Raw genomic sequence first — 22,630 nt, 5'->3', positions numbered from 1 at the left:
ATATTTCTTCCATTCACTCAACTCGAGGTGACCTCATGGGCATTTTCAGCAATATCTACAACAAGATCTTCCACCATTCGTCCGACGCTGCCCCGGCAGCCACGCCGGCCGCCGCCACGACAGCACCTGCCGCAGCACCGGCGGCCGCACCTGCACCTGCTGCGCCAGCGGCTGCCGTGCCCGTGGTGGACGTGGAAGTGGTGCTGGTCGACCTGGCCAGCAAGAACGCGGAAAAACTCAATTGGCGCACATCCATCGTCGACCTGATGAAACTGCTTCAACTCGACAGCAGCCTGGCTTCGCGCAAGGAACTGGCGCAAGAGCTGCATTTCACGGGCGACACCAATGATTCGGCCAGCATGAATATCTGGCTGCACCGCCAGGTGATGATCAAGCTGGCGGAAAACGGCGGCAAGGTACCGGACGAACTGAAGAACTAAACACCTGGCGGCGGCAGGGGTATCCACTGTCACCGCTATCCAATCCTGTGGGAACTGCCTATCATGGAGTTCCCATGGCGTCGTGATAGCTAAAACTAATTGAAACTATTGTGACAATCAATTTTGCATATGGAATAAAACCCCTTACACTAGGGTCTTACTGATTCACCACACGAGAGGAAATGACTATGTCGCTCATCAATACCCAAGTTAAACCATTCAAGGCAACCGCATTCCACAATGGCAAATTCGTCGACCTGACGGAAGCGTCGCTGAAAGGCAAGTGGTCGGTATTCGTGTTCTACCCAGCCGACTTCACCTTCGTTTGCCCAACCGAACTGGAAGATCTGGCCGATCACCACGCTGAATTCCAGAAGCTGGGCGTCGATGTCTACGGCATCTCGACCGATTCGCATTTCGCGCACAAAGCATGGCACGACACCTCGGACGCGATCAAGAAAGTGCAATACGCACTGATCGGCGACCCAACCGGTACCCTGTCGCGCAACTTCGAAGTCATGATCGAAGAAGAAGGCATGGCACTGCGCGGTACCTTCGTCATCAACCCGGACGGCTTCATCAAAGTACTGGAAGTGCATGACAACGGCATCGGCCGTGACGCATCGGAACTGTTGCGCAAAGTTAAGGCAGCTCAATACGTTGCCGCTCACCCAGGCGAAGTTTGCCCAGCCAAATGGACGGAAGGCGCAGCAACCCTGACCCCATCGCTGGACCTGGTTGGCAAGATCTAAGTCTCGATGCAGCACGTAGCAAACAAGTAGTTACCGCGATGCCGGACCGGGCGTCCGGCCCGGCATTCGCCTAAATATTTGTAAAGGAAGAAAAAATCATGTTAGATGCAACCCTCAAAACCCAACTGAAATCCTACCTGGAAAAAGTGGTGTATCCGCTTGAGCTGGTCGCCTCTCTCGATGACAGCGCAAAAGCCCGCGAGATGAAGGAATTGCTCCAGGAAATAGTCCTGTTGAGCGACAAGATCACGCTGGTCGAGCGCCTTGACGCTGGCGTACGGGCCCCGTCGTTCAGCATCAACCGTACCGGCTCCGACATCGGCGTGCGTTTCGCCGGTGTGCCGCTGGGCCACGAATTTACTTCGCTGGTGCTGGCGCTGCTGCAAGTGGGCGGCCACACCATCAAGTTCGACGACGCCGTGATCGAGCAGATCCGCAACCTCGACGGCGATTACGAGTTTGAAACGTTTATTTCGCTCTCCTGCCATAACTGCCCGGAAGTGGTGCAGGCATTGAATGCCATGGCCGTGATCAACCCGCGCATCAAGGTCACCACCATCGATGGCGGCGTGTTCCCGAAAGAAGTGGAAGCGCGCCAGATCATGGCCGTGCCGACGATGTTCCTGAATGGCGAACACTTTGGCCAGGGACGCACGAATGTCGAGGAAATCCTCGCCAAGCTCGACACCAACGCCGGTGCACGCCAGGCGGAAGCGCTGAACAAGAAAGACGTCTTTGATGTCCTGATCGTCGGCGGCGGCCCTGCCGGCGCGGCAGCAGCCATCTACGCGGCCCGCAAAGGCATCAAGACGGGCGTGCTGGCCGAGCGTTTCGGCGGCCAGGTGCTCGACACTCTTGCCATCGAGAATTTTATTTCGGTCAAGGAAACGGATGGTCCGAAGTTCGCCATGGCGCTGGAACAGCACGTCAAGGAATACGAAGTCGACATCATGAACACCCAGCGCGCCGCGAAATTGACGCCAGGCAAGTTGGTGCAGATTGAAACGGCCAATGGCGCCATCTTGAAAGCCAAGACCGTCATCCTGGCCACGGGTGCCCGCTGGCGCGAAATCAACGTGCCGGGCGAGAAGGAATACCGCAACCACGGTGTCGCCTACTGCCCGCACTGCGATGGTCCGCTGTTCAAGGGCAAGCGCGTGGCCGTGATCGGCGGCGGCAACTCGGGCGTGGAAGCGGCGATCGACCTGGCCGGTCTGGTGAAGCACGTGACCCTGATCGAATTCGGCGCGGAACTGCGCGCCGATGCGGTGCTGCAACGCAAGCTGCACAGCTTGCCTAACGTGACCGTGATCACGTCGGCGCAAACCACCGAAATCCACGGCGACGGCAAGATCGTCAATGGCCTGAGCTACACGGACCGGGTCAGCGGCGAGTCGAAAAAGGTCGAGCTGGAAGGCGTCTTCGTGCAAATCGGCCTGGTGCCGAACACGGAGTGGCTGAAAGGCACGGTAGCGTTGTCGCGCCACGGCGAAATCGAAGTCGATGCACGTGGCCAGACTTCGATCCCCGGCGTGTTTGCGGCCGGCGACGTCACCACGGTGCCGTACAAGCAGATCATCATCGCCACCGGCGAAGGCGCCAAGGCAGCTTTGTCCGCCTTTGATCACCTGATCCGCTCGGATGACGAGGAAGTGGTCGAAGAGTCTGCCGCCAAGGAAGCACTGACGGCGTAACTATTAGCCGTATCAAGAAAAACCGGAACGCCGCAAGGTGGTTCCGGTTTTTTTATGGGCGCAGGAAATCAGCTGCCCGCGTACAGCGGGTTGCCGGCCACATACACTTGAATCCCATCGACGGGCATGTCCTTCGGCGCGATCTCGGCCAGGGCGAAGACGGTCTTGTTGTTGAAGGTTTGCACGTGCCACGTAAAACGCTGGCCGGCGCGCGCGATGGTGACGGTTTCGCCGTGAGTGACGTTGATGTGGCGCGTGTCGGGCTGCAGGTCGATGCTGCGCTGGGCGGCGGCGTGCGGGGCGCTGCTGCCATAGTCGGCGGCCGTGCCTGTCGGACCGGCCGCGATGGCCGAGGCGGCGAAGGCGGCGCACAAAATCGCCAGGGCGCTGCGGTGGGTGTTCAACATAGTAATCTCCAAGAATAAGCCTGGCGCGGTGAATAAGCGCGCCGTGTTATGGGTAATGGCTGCACCGGGATCGCCGGATTTTGCAACACGGCATCGTAAGCTGTCCTTGGTCGATCTGCAAAGCTGTATTTCCTGTCTATATTTCCACCGTGGCTGCCAGCGGCACATCCGGCGCCAGGTGGCTGGTCAGCACGATGCACTGGCGCGCCAGGCGGGCGGGATCGGCCAGGCGCGCGCGCAGGTACAGCATGGCCGCCGCATCGAGGCCGTTGAACGGTTCATCGATCAGCAGCAGGCGCACGGGCAAGGCCAGGGCCAGCGCCAGTTGCAGTTTTTTATGCTGGCCCAGGGACAGGGCGTTGATGCTTTGCTGCAAGGTTGATGTCATGGCAAACGCGCTCAGCTCGTCGTTCAGCAGGGACTGGTCGCTGCCCGGATACAGGGCCAGATGCAGGTCGAGAAATTCGTGCACTTGCAGCCAGGGCAGGGCGGGTGCGTCGCCGCCGCAATAGAACGCTTGCGCGCGGTAGGCCAGCGGCATGAAGCCGCTGTCGATACCGTCCAGGCGGATGGCGCCGCGCGCGGGCAGCAGGGCGCCGCCCGCCAGCTTCAGCAGGGTTGTCTTGCCGGCCCCGTTCGCGCCGCGCAGCCAAGTGATGCCGGGGCCGAATTGCAGATTGCAGCCCTGGAAGACGCTGTGCGTGGGGAAGTGGAAATCGAGGTGTTCGATCTGCAGGGTGGGGGACGACAGGTTCAATTCCATAATTCGCTTCCGATGGCGCTCAAGGCAAGGATGGACAGGACGACAAGGGCGACTCGGCCACGCGCCGTGAGGCGGGGCAGGCCGACGATGGCCAGCAGGGCCGCGCTGGCGGTGATGGCGTACACGCTGGTGACGCGCTGCCGCAAGGCGGCGGGATCGGTGGCGTACAGCAAGACGGCGCCTGCCAGCAGCACGGCAAGCGGCGGCAGCAGGCTGGCCGCGCAGGCCAGGCGCGTCAAGGCCGTGCTGGCCATGGGCCAGGCGTTCAGCGTGGGGCGCAGCACGGCGATCTGCTCGCGCACGGCCTTGTCGCCCCGGTCCGTCAGAATGACCAGGCTGGCGCTGGCCAGCAAACCCAGCAGTGGCGCGGGCACGAGCGGTGCGCGCAGCAGCCAGGCCAGCATGCTGGCGCCAGCCGTGGCCAGCAGCACGCTTTGCTGCAGGCCGATCACATTGTCATTGCGCCAGAACGGCAGCCAGAACAGCTGGCGCCACAGGAACCCGGTGCGCCAGCGGGGCCGTTGCGGCACATACGCGGTCATCGTTGGCGGGCGCGCCCTTGCTGCGGGCCGCGGCGCGCGCAGCCGCTGCGCCACGATGAGCGTTGTCAACAGCCAGGCCAGTAGCCAGACGGTGATGGTGGCAGCGATGCCGGGCGCGGCAATCGGGCGCAGCCAGGGAGGCGACTGCGCCAGCCAGATGCTGGCCGAGACGGCATAGGCGAGTCCCAGCGGCAGCATCAGCAGGCCGGCCACGGCCACGTCGGCTTGCCAGCGCAGGCGCCGCGGCAAGGGCAGCTGGCGCAGCCAGACGGCGAGGGGGGCCGGCAACAATCGCTTGCGCAGCAGCCAGGCGGGCAGGCAAGTGAACAACGCTTGCGCGCCCAGTAGGCCCAGGGCGGCGGGCCAGGGCAGGCCCACGGCGAGAAAGCCGGGCAGGGCGATGACGCTGAGCAAGCCCAGCAAGACGGGGCCGGCCAGGAAAAAGAAGATTTCCATGGAACTGGTCAGGCTGGCGGCAAATTGCAGCAAAGCATGATGGGCCAGGCGCAGCCGCAGAGCGATATAGGGATGAGTACTACGGGGCAAGCGCATCGAGGCAGGAGCGGCAGAGTCAGCAGGAGCGCTGATTCTAGAGCATTTGTGGTCCCAGAATGGGAAAAGCCCTTCGGTTCAGAGAACCAAAGGGCTTTTCTTTTATTGGCGGAGCGGACGGGACTCGAACCCGCGACCCCCGACGTGACAGGCCGGTATTCTAACCAACTGAACTACCACTCCAAGCTCGTATGATCTGTGTTGCTGATCCATGAAGCACTGGATAATTTTCTGTATTGGTGGTGGGTGCTGAGAGGCTCGAACTCCCGACCTACGCCTTGTAAGGGCGCCGCTCTACCAACTGAGCTAAGCACCCGCATACCCAGAAAACTATCCCGACGTTTGTCACCACGTCTGGAAGAGGCACTATTATAGGGGGCGCTTTCCTGCTTGTGCAACTATTCTTGAGGGGTAACTGCAGTTTTTTTGCTGAAAAGCGCAAAAATGTTCCTGGAAGGGCGTCGTGACGTGTTTTTGGCTTCTGAAATGGGAAAAGCCCTTCGGTTCAGAGAACCAAAGGGCTTTTCTTTTATTGGCGGAGCGGACGGGACTCGAACCCGCGACCCCCGACGTGACAGGCCGGTATTCTAACCAACTGAACTACCACTCCAAGCTCGTATGATCTGTGTTGCTGATCCATGAAGCACTGGACAGTTTTCTGATTTGGTGGGTGCTGAGAGGCTCGAACTCCCGACCTACGCCTTGTAAGGGCGCCGCTCTACCAACTGAGCTAAGCACCCGTTGCTTGTCTCAGAAAACTATCCCGACGTTTGTCACCACGTCTGGAAGAGGCGCTATTATAGGACGGGCGGAATCCTTCTGCAAGCGCTTTTTTCAAAAATGCGGTTGGGAGCATCTGAAAAAAGTTCAGGGCAAGGCGCATTGCCGAAGACAGTACGAATAGTACGGCGAGGCAATGTAACGCTGCCATGGGCTTTTTCTCAGGGCTCCTATTCCGTGATGCCCCATTGCGACAGCATCCACGCTATATTGAACGCATTCTCGGCGATAGCGTTATAGCGGCCCGAGGCGCCGCCGTGGCCGGCGCCCATATTCGTTTTCAGCAGCAGGGGATTGCCATCCGTTTTGTACGCGCGCAGCTTGGCCACATACTTGGCCGGTTCCCAGTACATGACCTGGCTGTCGTTGAGGCCCGTCGTCACCAGCATGGCTGGGTAATTCTTGCGCGCAATGTTGTCGTACGGCGAGTAGCTGAGCATGTAGTCGTAGGCCGCCTTCTGGTTCGGGTCGCCCCATTCCAGGTACTCGCCCGTCGTCAGCGGCAGGCTGGCGTCCATCATGGTGTTCATCACGTCGACAAACGGCACGGCCGCATGCACGGCGTGGAACAGGTCCGGGCGCATGTTGACGACGGCGCCCATCAGCAAGCCGCCCGCACTGCCGCCCTGGATGATCAGGCGGTTCGGGCTGGTCCATTTTTCGCGCACCAGGTAGTCGGCGCTGTCGATGAAGTCATTGAAGGTGTTTTTCTTCTTCATCAGCATGCCGTCTTCATGCCAGGCTTCGCCCATGTCGGTGCCGCCGCGGATATGCGCCTGCGCATAGATGACGCCACGGTCCAGCAGGCTGATGCGGCTGATGGCAAAGCTCGCTTCCGTGGAAATGCCATACGAACCATACGAGTACAGCAGCAGCGGCGCGGAACCGTCGAGCTTGACGCCTTTCTTGTAGACGATCCACAGCGGTACTTGCACGCCATCGCGCGCCTTCACCCACAGGCGCTGCGTGGTGTAGCGGCTGCCGTCAAAGCCGCCGACGATTTCCTGCTGCTTCAGCACCGTGCGCTTGCCGTCTTGCATGCTGACGTCGATGATGGTGGGCGGCGTGACGGGCGACTGGTAGGACATGCGAAATTGCGTGGAGGAAAATTCCGGCGTACCGACGGATGTCGCCAGGTAGACGGGGTCGTCGAACTGCACCGTTTTCCAGTTTTTATGCGCGAAATCAAGGATGCGCGCGCGGTTCAGGGCACGGGCCTTTTCCATCACCACCAGGTAGCCCTGGAAGACGTCGATGGACTGGATCACGGCATCCTTGTTGTGCGGCACGACGATCTTCCAGTTCTTCGGCTGCGGCGCGGACAGCGGCGCGCTGACGACACGGAAATTCTTCGCCTCCTTGTTGGTCAGAATATACAGCTGGCCATCGCGGTGCTCGATGCCGTAGCGGTGGCCTTTTTCACGTTTCAGCACGGATTGAAAGGTGCCTTGCGGCATGCTCGTTGGCAGCAGCAGCACTTCGCTCGTATCCGTGCTGCGCGCGGTGAGCACAAAGTAGCGATGGTCGCGCGTGCGGCTCACGCCGATGGCGAACTGTTCCACCGGCTCGTGGTAGACCTGCTGCAAGGTGCCGCCCAGCGGCAGGCGGAACAATCGGTCCGCGCGCTTGGTGGTGGCGTCTTCCTGCGTCAGCATCAGGGTCGCATTGTCCGCCGCCCAGGCCAGGGACGTGACTCGAGGCATGGTATCGCCCAGCAACTTGCCCGTCTTCAAGTCCTTGACATGCAGCTCGTACTGGCGGAAACCCGTCGTGTCGGTGGTGTAGGCCAGCAACTGTTCATTCGGGCTGATGCTGAATGCGCGCACGGCAAAGAACTTCTGGCCTTCGGCCAATTGATTCTGGTCCAGCAAGATTTCTTCAGCCGCCTGCGCATCGTAGGCGCCGTTCTTGCCGACGGGGCGGCGGCAGTGAATCGGGTATTGTTTGCCCGCTTCCGTGCGCGTGTAATAGTAGAAATTGCCCTGGCGCGCAGGCACGGACAGGTCCACTTCCTGCATGCGGCCCTTGACCTCCGCAGTCACCTTGTCGGCCAGCGGCTGGATCGGCGCCGTGACGGCGGCCGTGTAGGCGTTTTCCGCATTCAGGTAATCGATCACGGCAGGATCGGTTTTCTTTTGCAGCCAGCGGTAGTCGTCCGTGACGACCGTGCCGTGGCGCGTTTCCTGCCACGCCGTCTTGGCGGCGACAGGCGCGGTGGCGAGGGTGGCGGCAACGGTGTTGGTGGCGTCGGCCAGCGCGGATGGCGCCAGTGTGGACAGCAGCAGGGCCGGCAGGATGGATAACCAGGCGGACCGGCGGCGCGAAGCGTGATGGGCGATGGACAAGGCGATTCCCTTTCATAGTTGTGTCAGGATTGTAATCTTGCTATTGAGAAAAGCAACCGCCGTGCTTGTGCGTTTCAACTTGCATCCACGGACATTTGCAGTGATACTGTATATAATTACAGTATCCGACAGCATCCCGCCGCGAGGTGCCCTTGACCACATCTGCCCTTACATTGCCTGAAACCCGCCGCTGGATTGCCCACCTGGACATGGATGCCTTCTTTGCCTCCGTGGAACTATTAAAATATCCGGAACTGCGCGGCGAAGCCGTCGTCATCGGCGGCGGGCGCTTGCAGCAGCCCGTGCTGCAGGAAGACGGCACGCGGCAGTTTGCGCGCATGCGCGATTACGTGGGGCGCGGCGTCGTCACCACGTCGACCTATGCGGCGCGCGCGTTTGGCGTGTTTTCCGCCATGGGCATCATGAAGGCGGCCAAGCTGGCGCCCGACAGCATCCTGTTGCCGGCTGACTTCGAGGCTTACCGCGAGTATTCGGCGCGCTTCAAGCAGGCCGTGGCCCAGTTGTGCCCCATCATCCAGAACGTGGGCATCGATGAAATCTATGTCGACCTGACGGAGTATGGCGAGCAGGCGCCGGCCATGGCGGCGCGCCTGAAGGCGGCCGTGTCCGAGGCGACGGGCCTGTCGTGCTCGATTGGCCTGGCGCCCAACAAATTGCTGGCAAAAATCTGTTCCGACCTGGAAAAACCGGACGGTCTCACTATTTTGCAGCCCGAGGATATCGAAGCGCGCGTGTGGCCCTTGCAGGCGAAAAAGATCAATGGCATCGGCCCGAAGGCGACGGCCAAGCTGGAGGCCCTGGGCATAGTCACCATCGGCGAGCTGGCACGGGCCGACATGGCCATGCTGCGCACGCAGTTCGGCGACTTGTATACGGGCTGGCTGCGCCAGGCGGCGCTGGGCATCGATGACCGACCTGTGCAGACGAGCCGGGAAACCAAGTCCGTCAGCCGCGAAACGACGTTCGAGCGCGACTTGCAGGTGGTGCGCGACCGCGCCACCCTGTCGGAAAAGCTGGAAAGCCTGTGCACGCGCGTGGCCGGCGACCTCGACAAGCAATCGCTGGCCGGGCGCACGGTGGGCATCAAGCTGCGCTTCGAGGATTTCAGCACCGTCACGCGCGACATCACCTTGCCCAGCGCCACGGCGGACGCCGCCGCCATCCTGCGCGCCAGCCGCGATTGCTTGCGGCGCGTGCCATTTGAAAAGAAAATCCGCCTGCTGGGCGTGCGCATCTCGACCTTGTCCGATCCGGCCATCGTGACGCGGCAGGCGCCGGCCCAGGCGGAGCTGTTCCCCGCCCTGTAGCGGCATTCCCCATGCATCAACAACACCGCGCCAGTCCGCGCTTTTGACGGCATTCCCGTGTCGAAAGTGTAGAATGGCGTTCCCCTGGCACTACTGAAACAAACGGAAGACAAAAACTATGTGGTTCAAGAATCTTCAGATTTACCGCCTGCCCGCACCTTGGGCCTATACGCCAGAACAACTGGAAGAGGCCTTGTCCTCGAACAAATTTACGCCGGCGACCAGCATGGATCTGATGCGCCAGGGCTGGGATACGCCACGCCCGAACGGCGGCCTGGTCCACGTGGTCAACAAGCAGATGCTGATCTTGCTGGGCACGGAAAAGAAACTGCTGCCAGCGACCGTCATCAATCAGGTGGCCAAGGCCCGCGCTGCCGAGATGGAAGAAGCACAAGGCTTTGCGCCTGGCAAGAAAGCCATGAAGGAATTGAAGGAACGCGTGGCCGACGAGTTGCTGCCGCGCGCCTTCAGCATCCGCAGCAACGTCTGGACGTGGATCGACCCCGTCAATGGCTGGCTGGTGGTCGATGCCGCCAGCCCGGCAAAGGCCGATGAAGTCATCAAGCTGCTGTTGAAAGCCGTCGACAAATTGCCGCTGGAAAGCCTGCGCGTGCAGCGCTCGCCCGTGGCGGTGATGACGGAATGGCTGCAGGCCGACGATGCGCCTGCCGGCTTCACGGTCGACATGGATACGGAATTGCGCGCCACGGGCGAAAGCAAGGCCACCGTGCGCTACGTGCGCCACACCCTGGAAGCGGACGACGTGCGCCGCCACATCGCGGCCGGCAAGCAGTGCACGCGCCTGGCGATGACGTGGAACGACAAGATTTCGTTCGTGCTGACGGAATCGCTGGCCATCAAGAGCGTCAAGCCGCTGGACGTGATCAAGGAAACGGAATCGAGCACGAAGAACGACGAAGAACGTTTCGACGGCGACGTGATGCTGATGACGGGCGAACTGAGCAAGCTGATGGCCGACGTGGTCGAAGCCCTGGGCGGCGAAGCGACGGCGTAAGCGCGGTCATGCTGTGACGAAAAAGGAGCTGCGGCTCCTTTTTTTTCGCCTGTGCAATATGTTGCAACATAAAAAAAGCGCCTTGCACGGTGAAGTGCAAGGCGCTTTTCAGACAAGCTAATTCAAAACGTCAAATTAGAACTTGTAGTTGCCGGTGATGTAGAACGAACGCATCATTGGATCGGCGTAGCGTGGGTCGAAACCGATCTGGTGGCCCGACGAAGCGCGCAGCGACAGCGGTGGAGCACGGTCGAACAGGTTCTTGATGCCTGCGCGGATCGTGGTTTGCTTGTCAAAGGCGAAACGTGCTTGCCAGTCGAACGTCGTGTACGACGGTACTTGCAGGCGGAAGTTTTTCTCTTCTTTTTGGGTCGCCAGGTTGTACACGGTTGCGGCTGCATCGGTGTAGCCGTTACGGTAGTTGACGGTTACCGTGTTGCTCAGGCGGCCCGTGTCCAGGGTCGTCGTCAGCTTCATCAGGTTGCGGAACGTGACTTCGTTGGTGTCGCCGAAGAAGTTCATGTTGCTGGTGTAGATATCGTCGCTACCGGCTTTGGTGTAGTTGGCGTGCAACATGTGCGTACCGCTCAGTTGGGCCGTCAGCTTACCGAAGTCAAACTTGTGGTTGGCCGACAGATCCCAGTCGATACCACGGTATTCCTTCTTGCCGATGTTGACCGACAGTTTCTTGAACGCGTAGTAAGCGATACCGGTCGATGGCTCGATGTATTCGCCGAAGCTCGACGCATACTTGACCGGATCGGCAAATGCTTGCTCTTCGGAGACTTCCGATACGGCATTGCGCAGCTTCACATCCCACAGGTCGGCGCCGAACGAGAAGGCCGAGCTAGGCTCTACACGGAAACCCAGGGTGAACTGCTTCGATTTTTCCGATTGCAGATCTGGATTGCCTTGCGATACCGCGTTGTATTGCGTTGCTTCTGCGCGGCAAAGTGGCGAACCTGGGTAAGGGCAATCAAATTTCTTGGCGGTAAAGCCGGCATTGACCAGTGGCTGAGCAATTTCCAGCATGCTTGGCGCCTTGAAACCCGTGCCGTACGAACCGCGGATCAGCACGGTCTGTACTGGCTGCCAGCGTGCCGATACCTTGTAGGTATTGGCGCTGTCTTTTTTGCCGACAGTTTTGTTGTTCAGCTTGTCATCGATTGCCTTGACAGCATCGTGACGGCCACCAACGGTCATTTCGAACGACTTGGTCAACGGTGCCAGTAACTCGACGAACGCGCCGTAGGTGTCGCGGCTCATGTCGTAGGCGGCCTTCGTGTTGAAGTTGTAGATGTCGTCGCCGGTGGCATTGCTGCCAGGCGATTGTTCATAGGTATAGGTGCGGTAGTCGCCACCGATACCCAGGCTGGCCTTGCCGCCTGGCAAGGAGAACAATTCACGCGAACCGTGCGTGTCGACGCCGCGCATCGTGGTCGATGCGGTACGCACCGAACCGACGAATTGCGCGCCAGCGACTTGCGCTTGCACGGATGGCTTTTGCGTCGCTGCAAACGGGTTGAAGTCCGGATTGGCGAGGATGTTCTTGAACTCCTGGCTCTTCTGGTAACCGCCCGTGTAGCGCTCGTCGATCGAGTTTTGCGACCAGGTCAGGCCGCTTTCGAAGTTCCACGCGCCCAGTTCGCCTTCCACACCAACGACCATGTGTTTGGTTTCGGTGATGGTGTTGCTGGCGCGCAGGCCGAAGTCGGTGCTGCGGTAGTTGGCGGTCACCGATTTGACGTCGGCGCGTTGCGCTGGCGTCAGGTATGGCGCCACATAGTCTGCGTAAAGAGCGCTTTTCGTCGAGATCGCAATCGGGATCGGATTGGCGGCGATACGCGCGGTCAGGTCGTAGCGCGAGTAGGCGACTTCGGCGAATGCGTTCAGGTTGTCGTTCAGCTTGTACGTTGCTTTGGAGAACAGGCTGTCGCGTTTCGATTGCGGCACGATTTCCACGGTGGAGCCAGTGTCGAAGCCACAAGCGCGTGCATTGGCGGTGGTGATGTCGAAACCGTCAGGGCAATTGAGACCGCCGGTTTTAGCCAGGTATGGCGAAAACGCGGTCGATGGCGCACCGCTCTTGTAGGCAACGGTGGCGCCTGCTGGCGAACCCGAGGTGCTGGTGCGGTCCCAGATGTAGTTATTGCCGTTGCGGCTGAATGGCACATACGAGGTAGCGGCGAACTTGCGGTCAGTGGCGCGCAGTTTCGATTGCTCGTCGTGGCGGTACGATACCAGCACGTTGAAGCGGTCTTCGTCCAGGTCGCCGAAACCGTAGGTAACGCTGGTATTCCAGGCGTTGCCGCCCTTGTCTTCCGGACCGCCATAGGTGGCTTCCAGGGTGGCGCCTTGCTGGTTTTTCTTCAGGATGAAGTTCAGTACGCCGGCAATGGCGTCCGAGCCGTACAGGGCCGAAGCGCCGTCGGTCAGGATTTCGACGCGCTCAACCGCGCTCATCGGAATGGCGTTCAGGTTGACCGTGGTGCCGGAGCCTTGTGGCGCGATGCGGCGGCCGTTCAGCAGTACCAGGGTGTAGGACTCGCCGATACCGTGCAGCGATGCACTGGTATTGCCGCCCGAATCGGAGCCGGCAGCAACTGCGCCGATGGTGAAGCCTTGCATGGCTGGCAGGGCCTGGATCAGGTCGGCTACCGAAGTGGCGCCCGATTTGGCGATCGCTTCTTGCGACAGGCGTTGTACAGGCAGGGCGCCTTCGACGGCGATACGTTTGATACTCGAACCGGTAATTTCAACTTTTTGAATTGCTTCGTCCGCCATGGATTGGCCAGAGAACAAGACGCTACCTGCCAGTACGGTCAGGGCCAGGCGTACGCTGCGCACGCCAATTTTTTCTTTAAATGCCATTATAACAATTACTCCGTAGTAGTTTTAATAACGACAAGCAGTACACGAGCACGTATCAAACCATCGGATAGATGGTCAGCGGCGGCGTGTACGGTAGGCGGAACCACGTCTGGGGGAGGTGGAAGACTACTTAGCGCAATATTGTTATAAATGCACTTCTTACTTGTCGAGGCAAACATTATGTCGTCTCAGCAAGAAAAAATGCACCTCAACCGTGTTGGATTTGGCAATAAATTGTAGATACAGAAGAATATTTAATTTAAATGTTAAATTGCAGTTTTATATTTATATATATCGTCGTTTTTAAAAATGATCAATGGTGTTTTTTTACAACATAAAATTATTCTATTGGCAATTCGATGTTTTACCTACAATAATTCGAGAAAAACTATTGCTTTGCAGAATTTATGAAAGGTAAAAAAACGTAAAAAAAGCCCGTTAAAACGGGCTGGTGGAATTGTGACAGAGTGTCAGTCAGACCGTGTGCCGGTCTGCTTGCCGCGCCCCGTCTGCCAAAGGCTTACAAGGGTTGGAATACGCCGGCGGCGCGGTTCTTTTGCACATTGTCCCAGGCGAAGATCTGGCCATTCATGGCCACATATACGCCGGCTGGCAAGGTTTGCGCCACACCGCAGGCAAAGCCCAGGTTGAACAAGGCATCGGAGTTGTCGATTTCGTAGGGAATCATGGCGCCCGTCAAGATCACCGTCTGTTGCAGGTTCGCCGCGCCCAGCACTTGCGCCGTTTCGCGCATGGTGTCGGTGCCGTGGATGATGACGATGGCTTTTTCCTGTGCCGCGCGGCACGAGGCCAGCACGCGCTGGCGGTCCGCATCCTGCATGTCGAGCGAATCGAGCAGGGGCAGTTGCTCCAGCGCCACGGGCGCCGTCATGCGCGCACGGGCAATCGCTGCCGGCAAATGACTGTCGGAAAAGCCCAGGGTACCGTTCAATTCGTTGTAGTGTTTGTCGAAAGTGCCGCCAGTGGCGAGTATGCGCAAAGTCATGATGTGGTCACGATGTCAGTGGAGAATGACGCGCATGATAGCGTGGATTGGCACCGTTGCGTGAATGCCGCCGCAGATGGGGCAGCGTGCCTGCCGCCCTGTGCCAGCACCGCATCTGGAAAATTTGGCCATCTGTGAGTACACTGGTTTCTTTGTTTGCCTGCCACCCCGACTCCGTATGAAAGCGCTCGCTCCCGGCACCGTCATTTTTCACCGCCACCGCGGCTACGGGGTGATTACGTCCGTCAATTTGCTGACGGGCTGGATCGCCGCCCGTTTCGGCAGCGAAGCGCGGACCCTGGACCTGAACCTGTCGACCGACGACGTGCAATTCGCCGATGGCGAAGCGATCCTGTTTCGCCGCGCGCCGCCGGACCGCATGCCGCATGCACGCCTGATGGCCATGGTGCGTGAGCTGCACCAGGCTGGCTATCAAAAACTGTATCTGTATTCCTGGCCCAAGCCTTCCGGTCTGCACTGGCGCTGGCATTTGTTTGCGGGGCCGCGCGACTGGATGCAGCGGCCCTGGCGCGAAGGCTGGTACGGCTCGGGCGCCGATTACAACGTCAACCCCGTGATGGGTTGGGGCGATACGCCCGGCGCCACCACTGGCGAGCTGATCGATGCCCTGGCCCGTTTCGATCCGCAAGGCCTGGCGCAGGCGCTAGGGCGCGACGACGACCATAGCGACTGGTTTGGCCGCGTCTGCGATGCTTTATTGCCTAATTACATGTACAGCCTGGACATGCAGCGCACGCCAGGCGAGCCCTTGCAAGACATGCCGCCCGTGCCGGTCGTCGCCGTGCGCGCCGGCGTGGCGCCGTACGGTGGGCCGGACATCGCCTGGCCGCCCGGCTGGGCCGGCCTGTGGCGCGGCCGGCACGTGTTGCCGGCGCCCGCCATCCGCATCACGGGCGAGCCCGATTTGTTGAAGGGCTTTCAGCGCTCCTGAGGGGCTTGCCGCGCGTGTTGCAATGCCTCGGGATTGAGCAGGCGCGTGCATTGACCCTGCGTAAAATCGACGATGTTTTGCAAGGCGTAGCGGAAATACAGCTCATAGCTGTCACGCTCGACGTAGCCCAGGTGTGGCGTGGCCAGCACGTTCGGCAGCAGCAGCAATGGCGAGCCTGGCGGTAGCGGCTCGTCCGTAAACACGTCCAGCGCCGCGGCGCCCGGGCGTCCCTGCGGCAGTGCCGCTTCCAGTGCCCCATCGGCGACCAGTTCGGCGCGGCTGGTGTTGACGAACAGGGAAGTCGGTTTCATGCGCGCCAGGTCCTCTTTTGTGACCAGGCTGCGCGTCCTGTCGGACAGGCGCAGGTGCAAGCTCAGCACGTCTGCCTGCTCGAAGAAGGCTACACGCGATTCTGCCGCCGTATCGCCTGCCGCCACGGCTGCCGCGCGGCTCGCTTCGCTGCCCCACACGAGGATGGTCATGCCGAAGGCGCGGCCATAGCCGGCGATCAATTGACCGATCTTGCCGTAGCCCCAGATGGCCAGGGTGCGCCCTTTCAATACCGTGCCGAGCGTGTTGCGCGCCGGCTCGATGGATGACGTTTGCCACAGCCCTTCCTGTAAATGTTGCGCGTACGGCACGATCTTGCGTTGCGCCGCCATGATCAGCGCCCACGTCAGTTCGGCCGGCGCCGTGGGCGAGCCGATGCCTTCCGCGATGGCGATGCCCAGCTCGGTGGCGGCCGGCACATCGATGTGTCCGCTGACCTTGCCCGTTTGCGAAATCAGTTTCAGATTCGGCAGTTTCGACAGCAAGGCCCGGTTGAAACTGCTGCGCTCACGGATCAGCACCAGCGCATCGAACGGCGCCAGACGGATCGCCAGCTGGCCCAGGCCCCGCGCTGTATTGCTGAACACTTTGACCTCATGGCCATCGAGTAACTGGAAACAATCGAGGCTGCGCACGGCATCCTGGTAATCATCAAGTATGGCAATTTTCATGTTGGATGGCCGATTTTAGTGAGGATTTGGTAGGGAAATAACAGGATACGGGAAATGCTGAATAGCCTACTACATTAGTCAAGCTATTCTCCTACATTTTTGCGAGAATAGCTGTTTGGCGGGTGTACAATCGCCGGCACTTTTGAAGCTTCCTGATTATAGTTATAGCGCAAACTGTTCTTGCAGCCTGGGAGCATGATCCAGGTAAATGCCGCTGGCGCGAACGCCGCGGCTGACACGACACCAGAGCCCTGCCCGCGTGAACACGCCGCCCGCAGTGAGCCGCAGCCACCTCTCAACGATGCTGCCTGTCTTGCAGAACGACCAGAATTTCTTTTATTGGTATTGGAGGTAATATGAATCAGCCCGTCATGGGTGGCGTCGCCGCACTCAACGTCCCAGCTTATATTAAACAACAGAAACTGATCAACTGGGTGGCCGACATTGCTGCGCTGACCAAGCCAGAGCGCATCTACTGGTGCGATGGTTCGCAAGAAGAGTACGAGCGCCTGTGCGCCGAAATGGTTGCCAGTGGCACCATGAAAAAACTGAATGCGCAAAAGCGCCCGAATTCCTACCTGGCCTGCTCCGACCCGAGCGACGTGGCCCGCGTCGAAGACCGCACGTATATCTGCTCGGCAACGAAAGAAGCGGCCGGCCCGACGAATAACTGGACCGAGCCCGGCGAAATGCGCCATACCTTGAACGGCCTGTTCGATGGCTGCATGCGCGGCCGCACCATGTACGTCGTGCCGTTCTCGATGGGCCCGCTGGGCTCGCCAATCGCGCACATCGGCGTGGAACTGTCCGATTCGCCTTATGTCGCCGTCAACATGAAGATCATGACCCGCATGGGCCGTGCCGTGTACGACGTGCTGGGCACCGATGGCGAGTTCGTGCCATGCGTGCACAGCGTGGGCGCCCCGCTGGCCGCTGGCCAGGCCGACGTGAAATGGCCGTGCAACAGCACCAAGTACATCGTGCATTTCCCGGAAACGCGTGAAATCTGGTCCTTCGGTTCGGGCTACGGCGGCAACGCCTTGCTGGGCAAGAAATGCTTCGCCCTGCGCATCGCCTCGAACATGGGTTACCAGGAAGCGCAATCGGCCGATAACAATCCGGGCTGGCTGGCCGAACACATGCTGATCCTCGGCGTGGAATCGCCGGAAGGCAAGAAGCATTACGTGGCGGCAGCCTTCCCATCGGCTTGCGGCAAGACCAACTTCGCCATGCTGATCCCGCCGGCAAGTTTTAACGGCTGGAAAGTGACCACCATCGGCGACGATATCGCCTGGATCAAGCCGGGCGCCGATGGCCGTTTGTACGCTATCAACCCGGAAGCGGGCTACTTTGGCGTGGCGCCGGGCACGAACGAAAAAACCAATTACAACTGCATGGCCTCCATGCGCGACAACACGATCTTCACCAACGTGGCGCTGACGGACGATGGCGACGTCTGGTGGGAAGGCTTGACGAAAGAAGCACCAAGCCACCTGATCGACTGGCAGGGCAAGGACTGGACGCCAGCGTCCGGCACCAAGGCCGCGCACCCGAACGCGCGCTTCACGGTTGCGGCAACGCAAAACCCAGTGATCGACGCTGCCTGGGACGATCCGGCCGGCGTGCCGATCTCGGCCTTCATCTTCGGCGGCCGCCGCTCGACCACCGTGCCGCTGGTCACGGAAGCGCGCAACTGGGTTGAAGGCGTCTACATGGCCGCCACCATGGGCTCGGAAACGACGGCCGCGGCCGTGGGCCAGATGGGCGTCGTGCGCCGCGATCCATTTGCCATGTTGCCGTTTATCGGCTATAACATGAGCGATTACTTCCAGCACTGGCTGGACATGGGCGTCAAGGTGGGCAAGGTCAACCCGGCCGCCCTGCCGAAGATCTACTGCGTCAACTGGTTCCGTACGGACGAGGCTGGCAAATTCGTCTGGCCTGGCTTTGGCGACAATATGCGCGTGCTGAAATGGATGCTCGAGCGTATCGAAGGCAAGGCGGGCGGCGTGGAAAACCTGTTCGGCACGACACCGCAGTATGGCGACCTGAACTGGGATGGCTTGCCATTCACGCAGGAACAGTTCGACACCATCACCTCGATCGACAAGGCCGCGTGGGTGGAAGAATTGAAATTGCATACGGAGTTGTTTGAAAAACTCGCGTATCATCTGCCGCAAGAATTGGCAGATAACAAGGCTGCGCTGGAAAAGCGGCTGAGTGCATAAATAAGTTAGCGTAAAGCGCGCCTGACAAGCTTGTCAGGTGTGGAGAGTTGTAGTGGGGGAGAAACACGCCGGCAAAGACTGGCGTGCGATAAATGACACGCCGGCAATGACTGGGGTGCTAGCAAAAAGAGAAACGGCGCGGATTGCATGAGCAATCCGCGCCGTTTTTTATTGCGCTGCCGTCGTTACTGCTTCAGCAGCGGTCCCAGGTACTTGCCCGTCACGCTGGCCGGGTTCAGTGACACGTCTTCCGGCGTGCCGGTGGCGATGATCTGCCCGCCGCCGGCGCCGCCTTCCGGGCCCAGGTCGACGATCCAGTCGGCCGTCTTGATGACGTCGAGGTTGTGCTCGATGATGACGAGGGTGTTGCCCTGGTCGCGCAGGCGGTGGATGACTTTCAGCAGCAAGTCGATATCGTGGAAGTGCAAGCCCGTCGTCGGTTCATCGAGGATGTACAGGGTGCGGCCCGTGTCGCGCTTGGACAGTTCCAGCGACAATTTCACGCGCTGCGCTTCGCCGCCGGACAGGGTGGTGGCGCTCTGGCCCAGCTTGATGTAGCCGAGGCCCACGTCGAGCAGGGTTTGCAGCTTGCGCGCGATCAGTGGCACCGGCTTGAAGAATTCATGCGCCTCTTCCACCGTCATGCCCAGCACTTCCGTGATGTTCTTGCCCTTGTATTGCACTTCCAGCGTTTCGCGGTTGTAGCGCTTGCCGTGGCAGACGTCGCATGGCACGTAGACGTCGGGCAAGAAATGCATCTCGACCTTGATCACGCCATCGCCCTGGCACGCTTCGCAGCGTCCGCCCTTGACGTTGAACGAGAAGCGGCCCGCGCTGTAACCGCGTTCCTTGGCTGTCGGCACGGTGGAGAACAGGTCGCGGATCGGCGTAAACAAGCCCGTGTAGGTAGCCGGATTCGAACGTGGCGTGCGGCCGATCGGTGCCTGGTCGACGGAAATGACCTTGTCGAAATGCTCCAGGCCGCTGATCGAATCGTGCGGCGCCGGTTCCGTCTGCGAACCATACAAATGGCGCGACAGGGCAGGATACAGGGTATCGTTGACCAGCGACGATTTGCCTGAACCGGACACGCCCGTCACGCACGTCATCAAGCCCACCGGCAAGCTCAGCGACACCTTTTTCAGGTTGTTGCCCGTCGCGCCCGTGATCACCAGCTGCTTCTCCGGATTGCTGGCGTGGCGCTTGGCGGGCACGGCGATTTTCAGCTTGCCGTTCAGGTATTGCGCCGTCAGCGATTTCTTGTTCTTCAAGATCTCGGGCAGGGTGCCTTCGGCGATGATTTCGCCGCCGTGCACGCCCGCGCCGATGCCCATGTCGACGATATAGTCGGCCGTGCGGATGGCGTCTTCGTCATGCTCGACCACCAGTACGCTGTTGCCGATGTCGCGCAAGTGTTTCAAGGTTTCGATCAGGCGGTCATTATCGCGCTGGTGCAAGCCGATCGACGGTTCATCGAGCACATACATGACGCCCGTCAAACCGGAGCCGATTTGCGACGCGAGGCGGATGCGTTGTGCTTCGCCGCCGGAAAGCGTGTCGGCGCTGCGGTCCAGCGACAGGTAGTCGAGGCCCACGTTGTTGAGAAATTTCAGGCGCGAAATGATTTCCTTGACGACCCTGTCGGCGATCTCTTTCTTGGCGCCCGTCAGTTTCAGTTTTTCAAAGAATTCCAGCGTCTCGCGCAGCGGTTTTTCCGCCACTTCATAGATGGCCCGTTGCTGCTTGCCTGTGCCGACCTTGACGAAGCGCGCTTCCACGCGCAGGCGCGCGCCATCGCATGAGGGGCAGCATTTTTCATTGATGAACTTGGCCAGCTCTTCCTTGACGGCCATCGAATCCGTCTCGCGGTAGCGGCGCTGCAGATTGTTGACCACCCCTTCGAACGTGTGTTCCTTGATGACGGTGCGGCCCCGTTCGTTGACATAGCTAAACGGAATCACTTGCTTGCCGGAACCGTACAGCACGGCTTGCTGTGAGTTCAAGTCCAGCTGCTCGAACGGCATGTCCAGGTCGAACTCGTAATACGCGGCCAGGTTCGACAGCATCTGGAAGTAAAACTGGTTGCGACGGTCCCAGCCCTTGACGGCGCCGGAAGCGAGCGACAGGTTCGGGAACGCGACGATGCGTTTTGGGTCAAAGAATTCAATGTGTCCCAGGCCGTCGCATTCGGGGCAGGCGCCCATGGGGTTGTTGAACGAGAACAGACGCGGTTCCAGTTCCTGCAGGGAATAGCCACACACATTGCAGGCAAACTTGTTGGAGTACACGTGTTCTTGGGCGGTATCCATTTCGTAGGCAATGGCGCGGCCATCGGCCAGACGCAGGGCCGTCTCGAAACTTTCCGCCAGGCGCTGCTTGATCTCCTGGTTCACCTTGACCCGGTCGATGACGACGTCGATCGTGTGTTTTTCCGTTTTCTTCAGTTTCGGGAGGTCATCGACTTCATAGATCTTGGCCGCATGCGTGCCGCTCTGCACGCGAAAGCGCACGAAGCCCTGCGCCTGCATCTGCTCGAACAGGTCGACATGTTCGCCCTTGCGGTTGGCGACGACGGGCGCCAAGATCATCAGCTTGGTGTCTTCCGGCATGGCCAGCACGGCGTCGACCATTTGCGATACGGACTGGGCCGCCAGCGCGTTTTCCGGGTGGTCGGGGCAGTAGGGTGTGCCCACGCGCGCATACAGCAGGCGCAGATAATCGTGGATTTCCGTCACGGTGCCCACCGTCGAGCGCGGGTTGTGTGAAGTTGCCTTCTGTTCGATGGAGATGGCGGGAGATAGGCCTTCGATCAGGTCGACGTCGGGCTTTTCCATCAATTGCAGGAACTGGCGCGCATAGGCCGACAGCGACTCGACATAGCGGCGCTGTCCTTCCGCGTACAAGGTGTCGAAGGCCAGCGAAGACTTGCCGGAGCCGGACAAGCCGGTAATCACGATCAGCTTATTGCGCGGCAAATCGAGATTGATATTCTTGAGGTTATGCGTGCGAGCGCCGCGAATGCGGATCTGTTCCATGTGATTGCCTTGCTTTCAGTGAGTGGTGCGGCCGGCGCATTGTGCCTGGGTGCGGATGAGGAGCCACAACGGGTCAACCTGTAACTATAGCCGGGTTTTGCTCTGCATGCCTGGGGCAGCCACGGGCGGATTGCGCCGCCAGGCGAACGTGCCCTGACAAAGTTTGATACAGATGCGTGCAGACGTTTAAACACTGTATATAATACCAGTATTCAAGTTTCTTGTTTTCACCTGCCGTGAAAAAAACGTGCTGCCGCACGGGAGAGGGCGTCCGCCAGAAAGCGGGTGCTTTGCGCCGCGTGGTCGCTTATAATCCTCGTTTAGTACACTAAACTAACGCGCGGGACACCGGCTCCCGCTGCAGTTCATCAGGAGTTATTCATGGCATCAGTCAACAAAGTCATCATCGTCGGCAATCTGGGCCGTGACCCGGAAATCCGCTACATGCCTAGCGGCGACGCGATCGCCAACATCGCCGTGGCCACTTCGTACAAATCGAAGGACCGCAACACGGGCGAACAAAAAGAATTGACAGAGTGGCACCGTATCTCGTTCTTCGGCCGCCTGGCGGAAATCGTCGGCCAATACCTGAAAAAAGGTTCGTCCGTCTACGTCGAAGGCCGTTTGCAAACCCGTAAATACACGGACAAGGACGGCGTCGAGAAGTACGCAACCGACATCATCGCGGAACAGATGCAAATGCTGGGCGGCCGTTCCGGCATGGGCGGCGACGCCGGCGGTGGCGATGACAGCTACGGCGGTGGCGGCGGCTACGAAGCCCCGGCCCCGCGCCAGGCACCGGCTCCGCGCCCAGCCCCGGCACCGGCGCCACGCCCGGCACCGAAGCCAGCACCGAACTTCTCGGATATGGATGACGATATTCCATTTTAATATCCAGTCATTCGACGTTTGTCATCAA

Annotated in this window: 16 protein-coding genes and 4 tRNA genes; 8 read left to right on the top strand and 12 right to left on the bottom strand. The window is 59.9% G+C overall.

What is annotated here, in order from left to right:
- The first annotated feature begins 35 nt into the window (after window positions 1-35).
- From O3297_RS24580 to ahpF, 3 genes are all read left to right on the top strand, one after another.
- Window positions 36-440, top strand: a complete 405-nt coding sequence (locus tag O3297_RS24580; protein ID WP_034780875.1) for a DUF3597 domain-containing protein — start codon at window positions 36-38, stop codon at window positions 438-440.
- A 188-nt stretch (window positions 441-628) separates the two neighbouring features.
- A complete protein-coding gene (gene ahpC / locus O3297_RS24575; RefSeq protein ID WP_034780873.1) occupies window positions 629-1,192 on the top strand; it encodes an alkyl hydroperoxide reductase subunit C in 564 nt (187 codons plus the stop codon).
- 98 nt (window positions 1,193-1,290) lie between these two features.
- Complete coding sequence (gene ahpF, locus O3297_RS24570) at window positions 1,291-2,886, top strand: alkyl hydroperoxide reductase subunit F (protein ID WP_305050565.1); 1,596 nt, start codon at window positions 1,291-1,293, stop codon at window positions 2,884-2,886.
- Window positions 2,887-2,954: 68 nt separating this feature from the next.
- Here the strand turns inward: ahpF and O3297_RS24565 are convergent, their stop codons facing one another.
- The 8 genes from O3297_RS24565 to O3297_RS24530 all read right to left on the bottom strand — a co-directional run bounded on the left by O3297_RS24565 (window position 2,955) and on the right by O3297_RS24530 (window position 8,275).
- Window positions 2,955-3,293 carry a CzcE family metal-binding protein gene (locus O3297_RS24565; protein ID WP_305050563.1) on the bottom strand — a complete coding sequence of 113 codons (339 nt, stop codon included), beginning with the start codon at window positions 3,291-3,293 and terminating at the stop codon, window positions 2,955-2,957.
- 136 nt (window positions 3,294-3,429) lie between these two features.
- Complete coding sequence (locus tag O3297_RS24560; protein WP_305050562.1) at window positions 3,430-4,056, bottom strand: ATP-binding cassette domain-containing protein; 627 nt, start codon at window positions 4,054-4,056, stop codon at window positions 3,430-3,432.
- Entirely contained in the window at window positions 4,047-5,144 is a 1,098-nt protein-coding gene (locus O3297_RS24555) for a hypothetical protein (RefSeq protein ID WP_305050561.1), read from the bottom strand. The genes O3297_RS24560 and O3297_RS24555 overlap by 10 nt, the downstream gene beginning before the upstream one ends.
- Before the next feature lie 112 nt (window positions 5,145-5,256).
- Window positions 5,257-5,333, bottom strand: a tRNA-Asp gene (locus O3297_RS24550).
- A 57-nt stretch (window positions 5,334-5,390) separates the two neighbouring features.
- Window positions 5,391-5,466 (bottom strand) — tRNA-Val (locus tag O3297_RS24545).
- Between the two features lie 217 nt (window positions 5,467-5,683).
- Window positions 5,684-5,760 (bottom strand) — tRNA-Asp (locus O3297_RS24540).
- 54 nt (window positions 5,761-5,814) lie between these two features.
- Window positions 5,815-5,890 (bottom strand) — tRNA-Val (locus O3297_RS24535).
- 210 nt (window positions 5,891-6,100) lie between these two features.
- Window positions 6,101-8,275 carry a S9 family peptidase gene (locus O3297_RS24530; RefSeq protein WP_305050560.1) on the bottom strand — a complete coding sequence of 725 codons (2,175 nt, stop codon included), beginning with the start codon at window positions 8,273-8,275 and terminating at the stop codon, window positions 6,101-6,103.
- A 173-nt stretch (window positions 8,276-8,448) separates the two neighbouring features.
- Here O3297_RS24530 and dinB point away from each other — a divergent pair, with 173 nt between their 5' ends.
- Both dinB and O3297_RS24520 read left to right on the top strand, forming a co-directional pair.
- On the top strand, window positions 8,449-9,603 hold the full coding sequence (gene dinB / locus O3297_RS24525) for a DNA polymerase IV (RefSeq protein WP_305050647.1): 1,155 nt from the start codon (window positions 8,449-8,451) through the stop codon (window positions 9,601-9,603).
- Between the two features lie 118 nt (window positions 9,604-9,721).
- Window positions 9,722-10,618 carry a recombination-associated protein RdgC gene (locus O3297_RS24520; protein ID WP_034754435.1) on the top strand — a complete coding sequence of 299 codons (897 nt, stop codon included), beginning with the start codon at window positions 9,722-9,724 and terminating at the stop codon, window positions 10,616-10,618.
- A gap of 135 nt (window positions 10,619-10,753) precedes the next feature.
- On the opposite strand, the gene O3297_RS24515 is transcribed toward O3297_RS24520, so the two are convergent.
- Window positions 10,754-13,489 (bottom strand): TonB-dependent receptor, encoded by a 2,736-nt coding sequence (locus tag O3297_RS24515; RefSeq protein ID WP_305050557.1) that lies wholly within the window; start codon window positions 13,487-13,489, stop codon window positions 10,754-10,756.
- Window positions 13,490-14,009: 520 nt separating this feature from the next.
- Window positions 14,010-14,495, bottom strand: a complete 486-nt coding sequence (locus O3297_RS24510; protein ID WP_034781194.1) for an asparaginase domain-containing protein — start codon at window positions 14,493-14,495, stop codon at window positions 14,010-14,012.
- A gap of 178 nt (window positions 14,496-14,673) precedes the next feature.
- Between O3297_RS24510 and O3297_RS24505 the strand changes: the two genes are divergently transcribed.
- Window positions 14,674-15,447, top strand: a complete 774-nt coding sequence (locus O3297_RS24505) for a hypothetical protein (protein WP_034781196.1) — start codon at window positions 14,674-14,676, stop codon at window positions 15,445-15,447.
- Here O3297_RS24505 and O3297_RS24500 read toward each other — a convergent pair.
- Window positions 15,435-16,448, bottom strand: a complete 1,014-nt coding sequence (locus O3297_RS24500; protein WP_305050553.1) for a D-2-hydroxyacid dehydrogenase family protein — start codon at window positions 16,446-16,448, stop codon at window positions 15,435-15,437. The two genes, O3297_RS24505 and O3297_RS24500, sit on opposite strands and share 13 nt — an antisense overlap.
- Window positions 16,449-16,804: 356 nt before the next feature.
- Between O3297_RS24500 and O3297_RS24495 the strand changes: the two genes are divergently transcribed.
- Window positions 16,805-18,676 carry a phosphoenolpyruvate carboxykinase (GTP) gene (locus O3297_RS24495; protein ID WP_070280132.1) on the top strand — a complete coding sequence of 624 codons (1,872 nt, stop codon included), beginning with the start codon at window positions 16,805-16,807 and terminating at the stop codon, window positions 18,674-18,676.
- Between the two features lie 185 nt (window positions 18,677-18,861).
- Here O3297_RS24495 and uvrA read toward each other — a convergent pair whose 3' ends face one another.
- A complete protein-coding gene (uvrA, locus tag O3297_RS24490; protein ID WP_070258657.1) occupies window positions 18,862-21,711 on the bottom strand; it encodes an excinuclease ABC subunit UvrA in 2,850 nt (949 codons plus the stop codon).
- Between the two features lie 381 nt (window positions 21,712-22,092).
- Here uvrA and ssb point away from each other — a divergent pair, with 381 nt between their 5' ends.
- Window positions 22,093-22,602 (top strand): single-stranded DNA-binding protein, encoded by a 510-nt coding sequence (gene ssb, locus O3297_RS24485; RefSeq protein WP_034781209.1) that lies wholly within the window; start codon window positions 22,093-22,095, stop codon window positions 22,600-22,602.
- Window positions 22,603-22,630 lie beyond the last annotated feature (28 nt).

The sequence above is a fragment of the Janthinobacterium sp. SUN128 genome (assembly GCF_030587275.1).
GTDB lineage: Bacteria > Pseudomonadota > Gammaproteobacteria > Burkholderiales > Burkholderiaceae_D > Janthinobacterium > Janthinobacterium lividum.
This window is presented reverse-complemented; position numbering and strand designations above follow the sequence as displayed.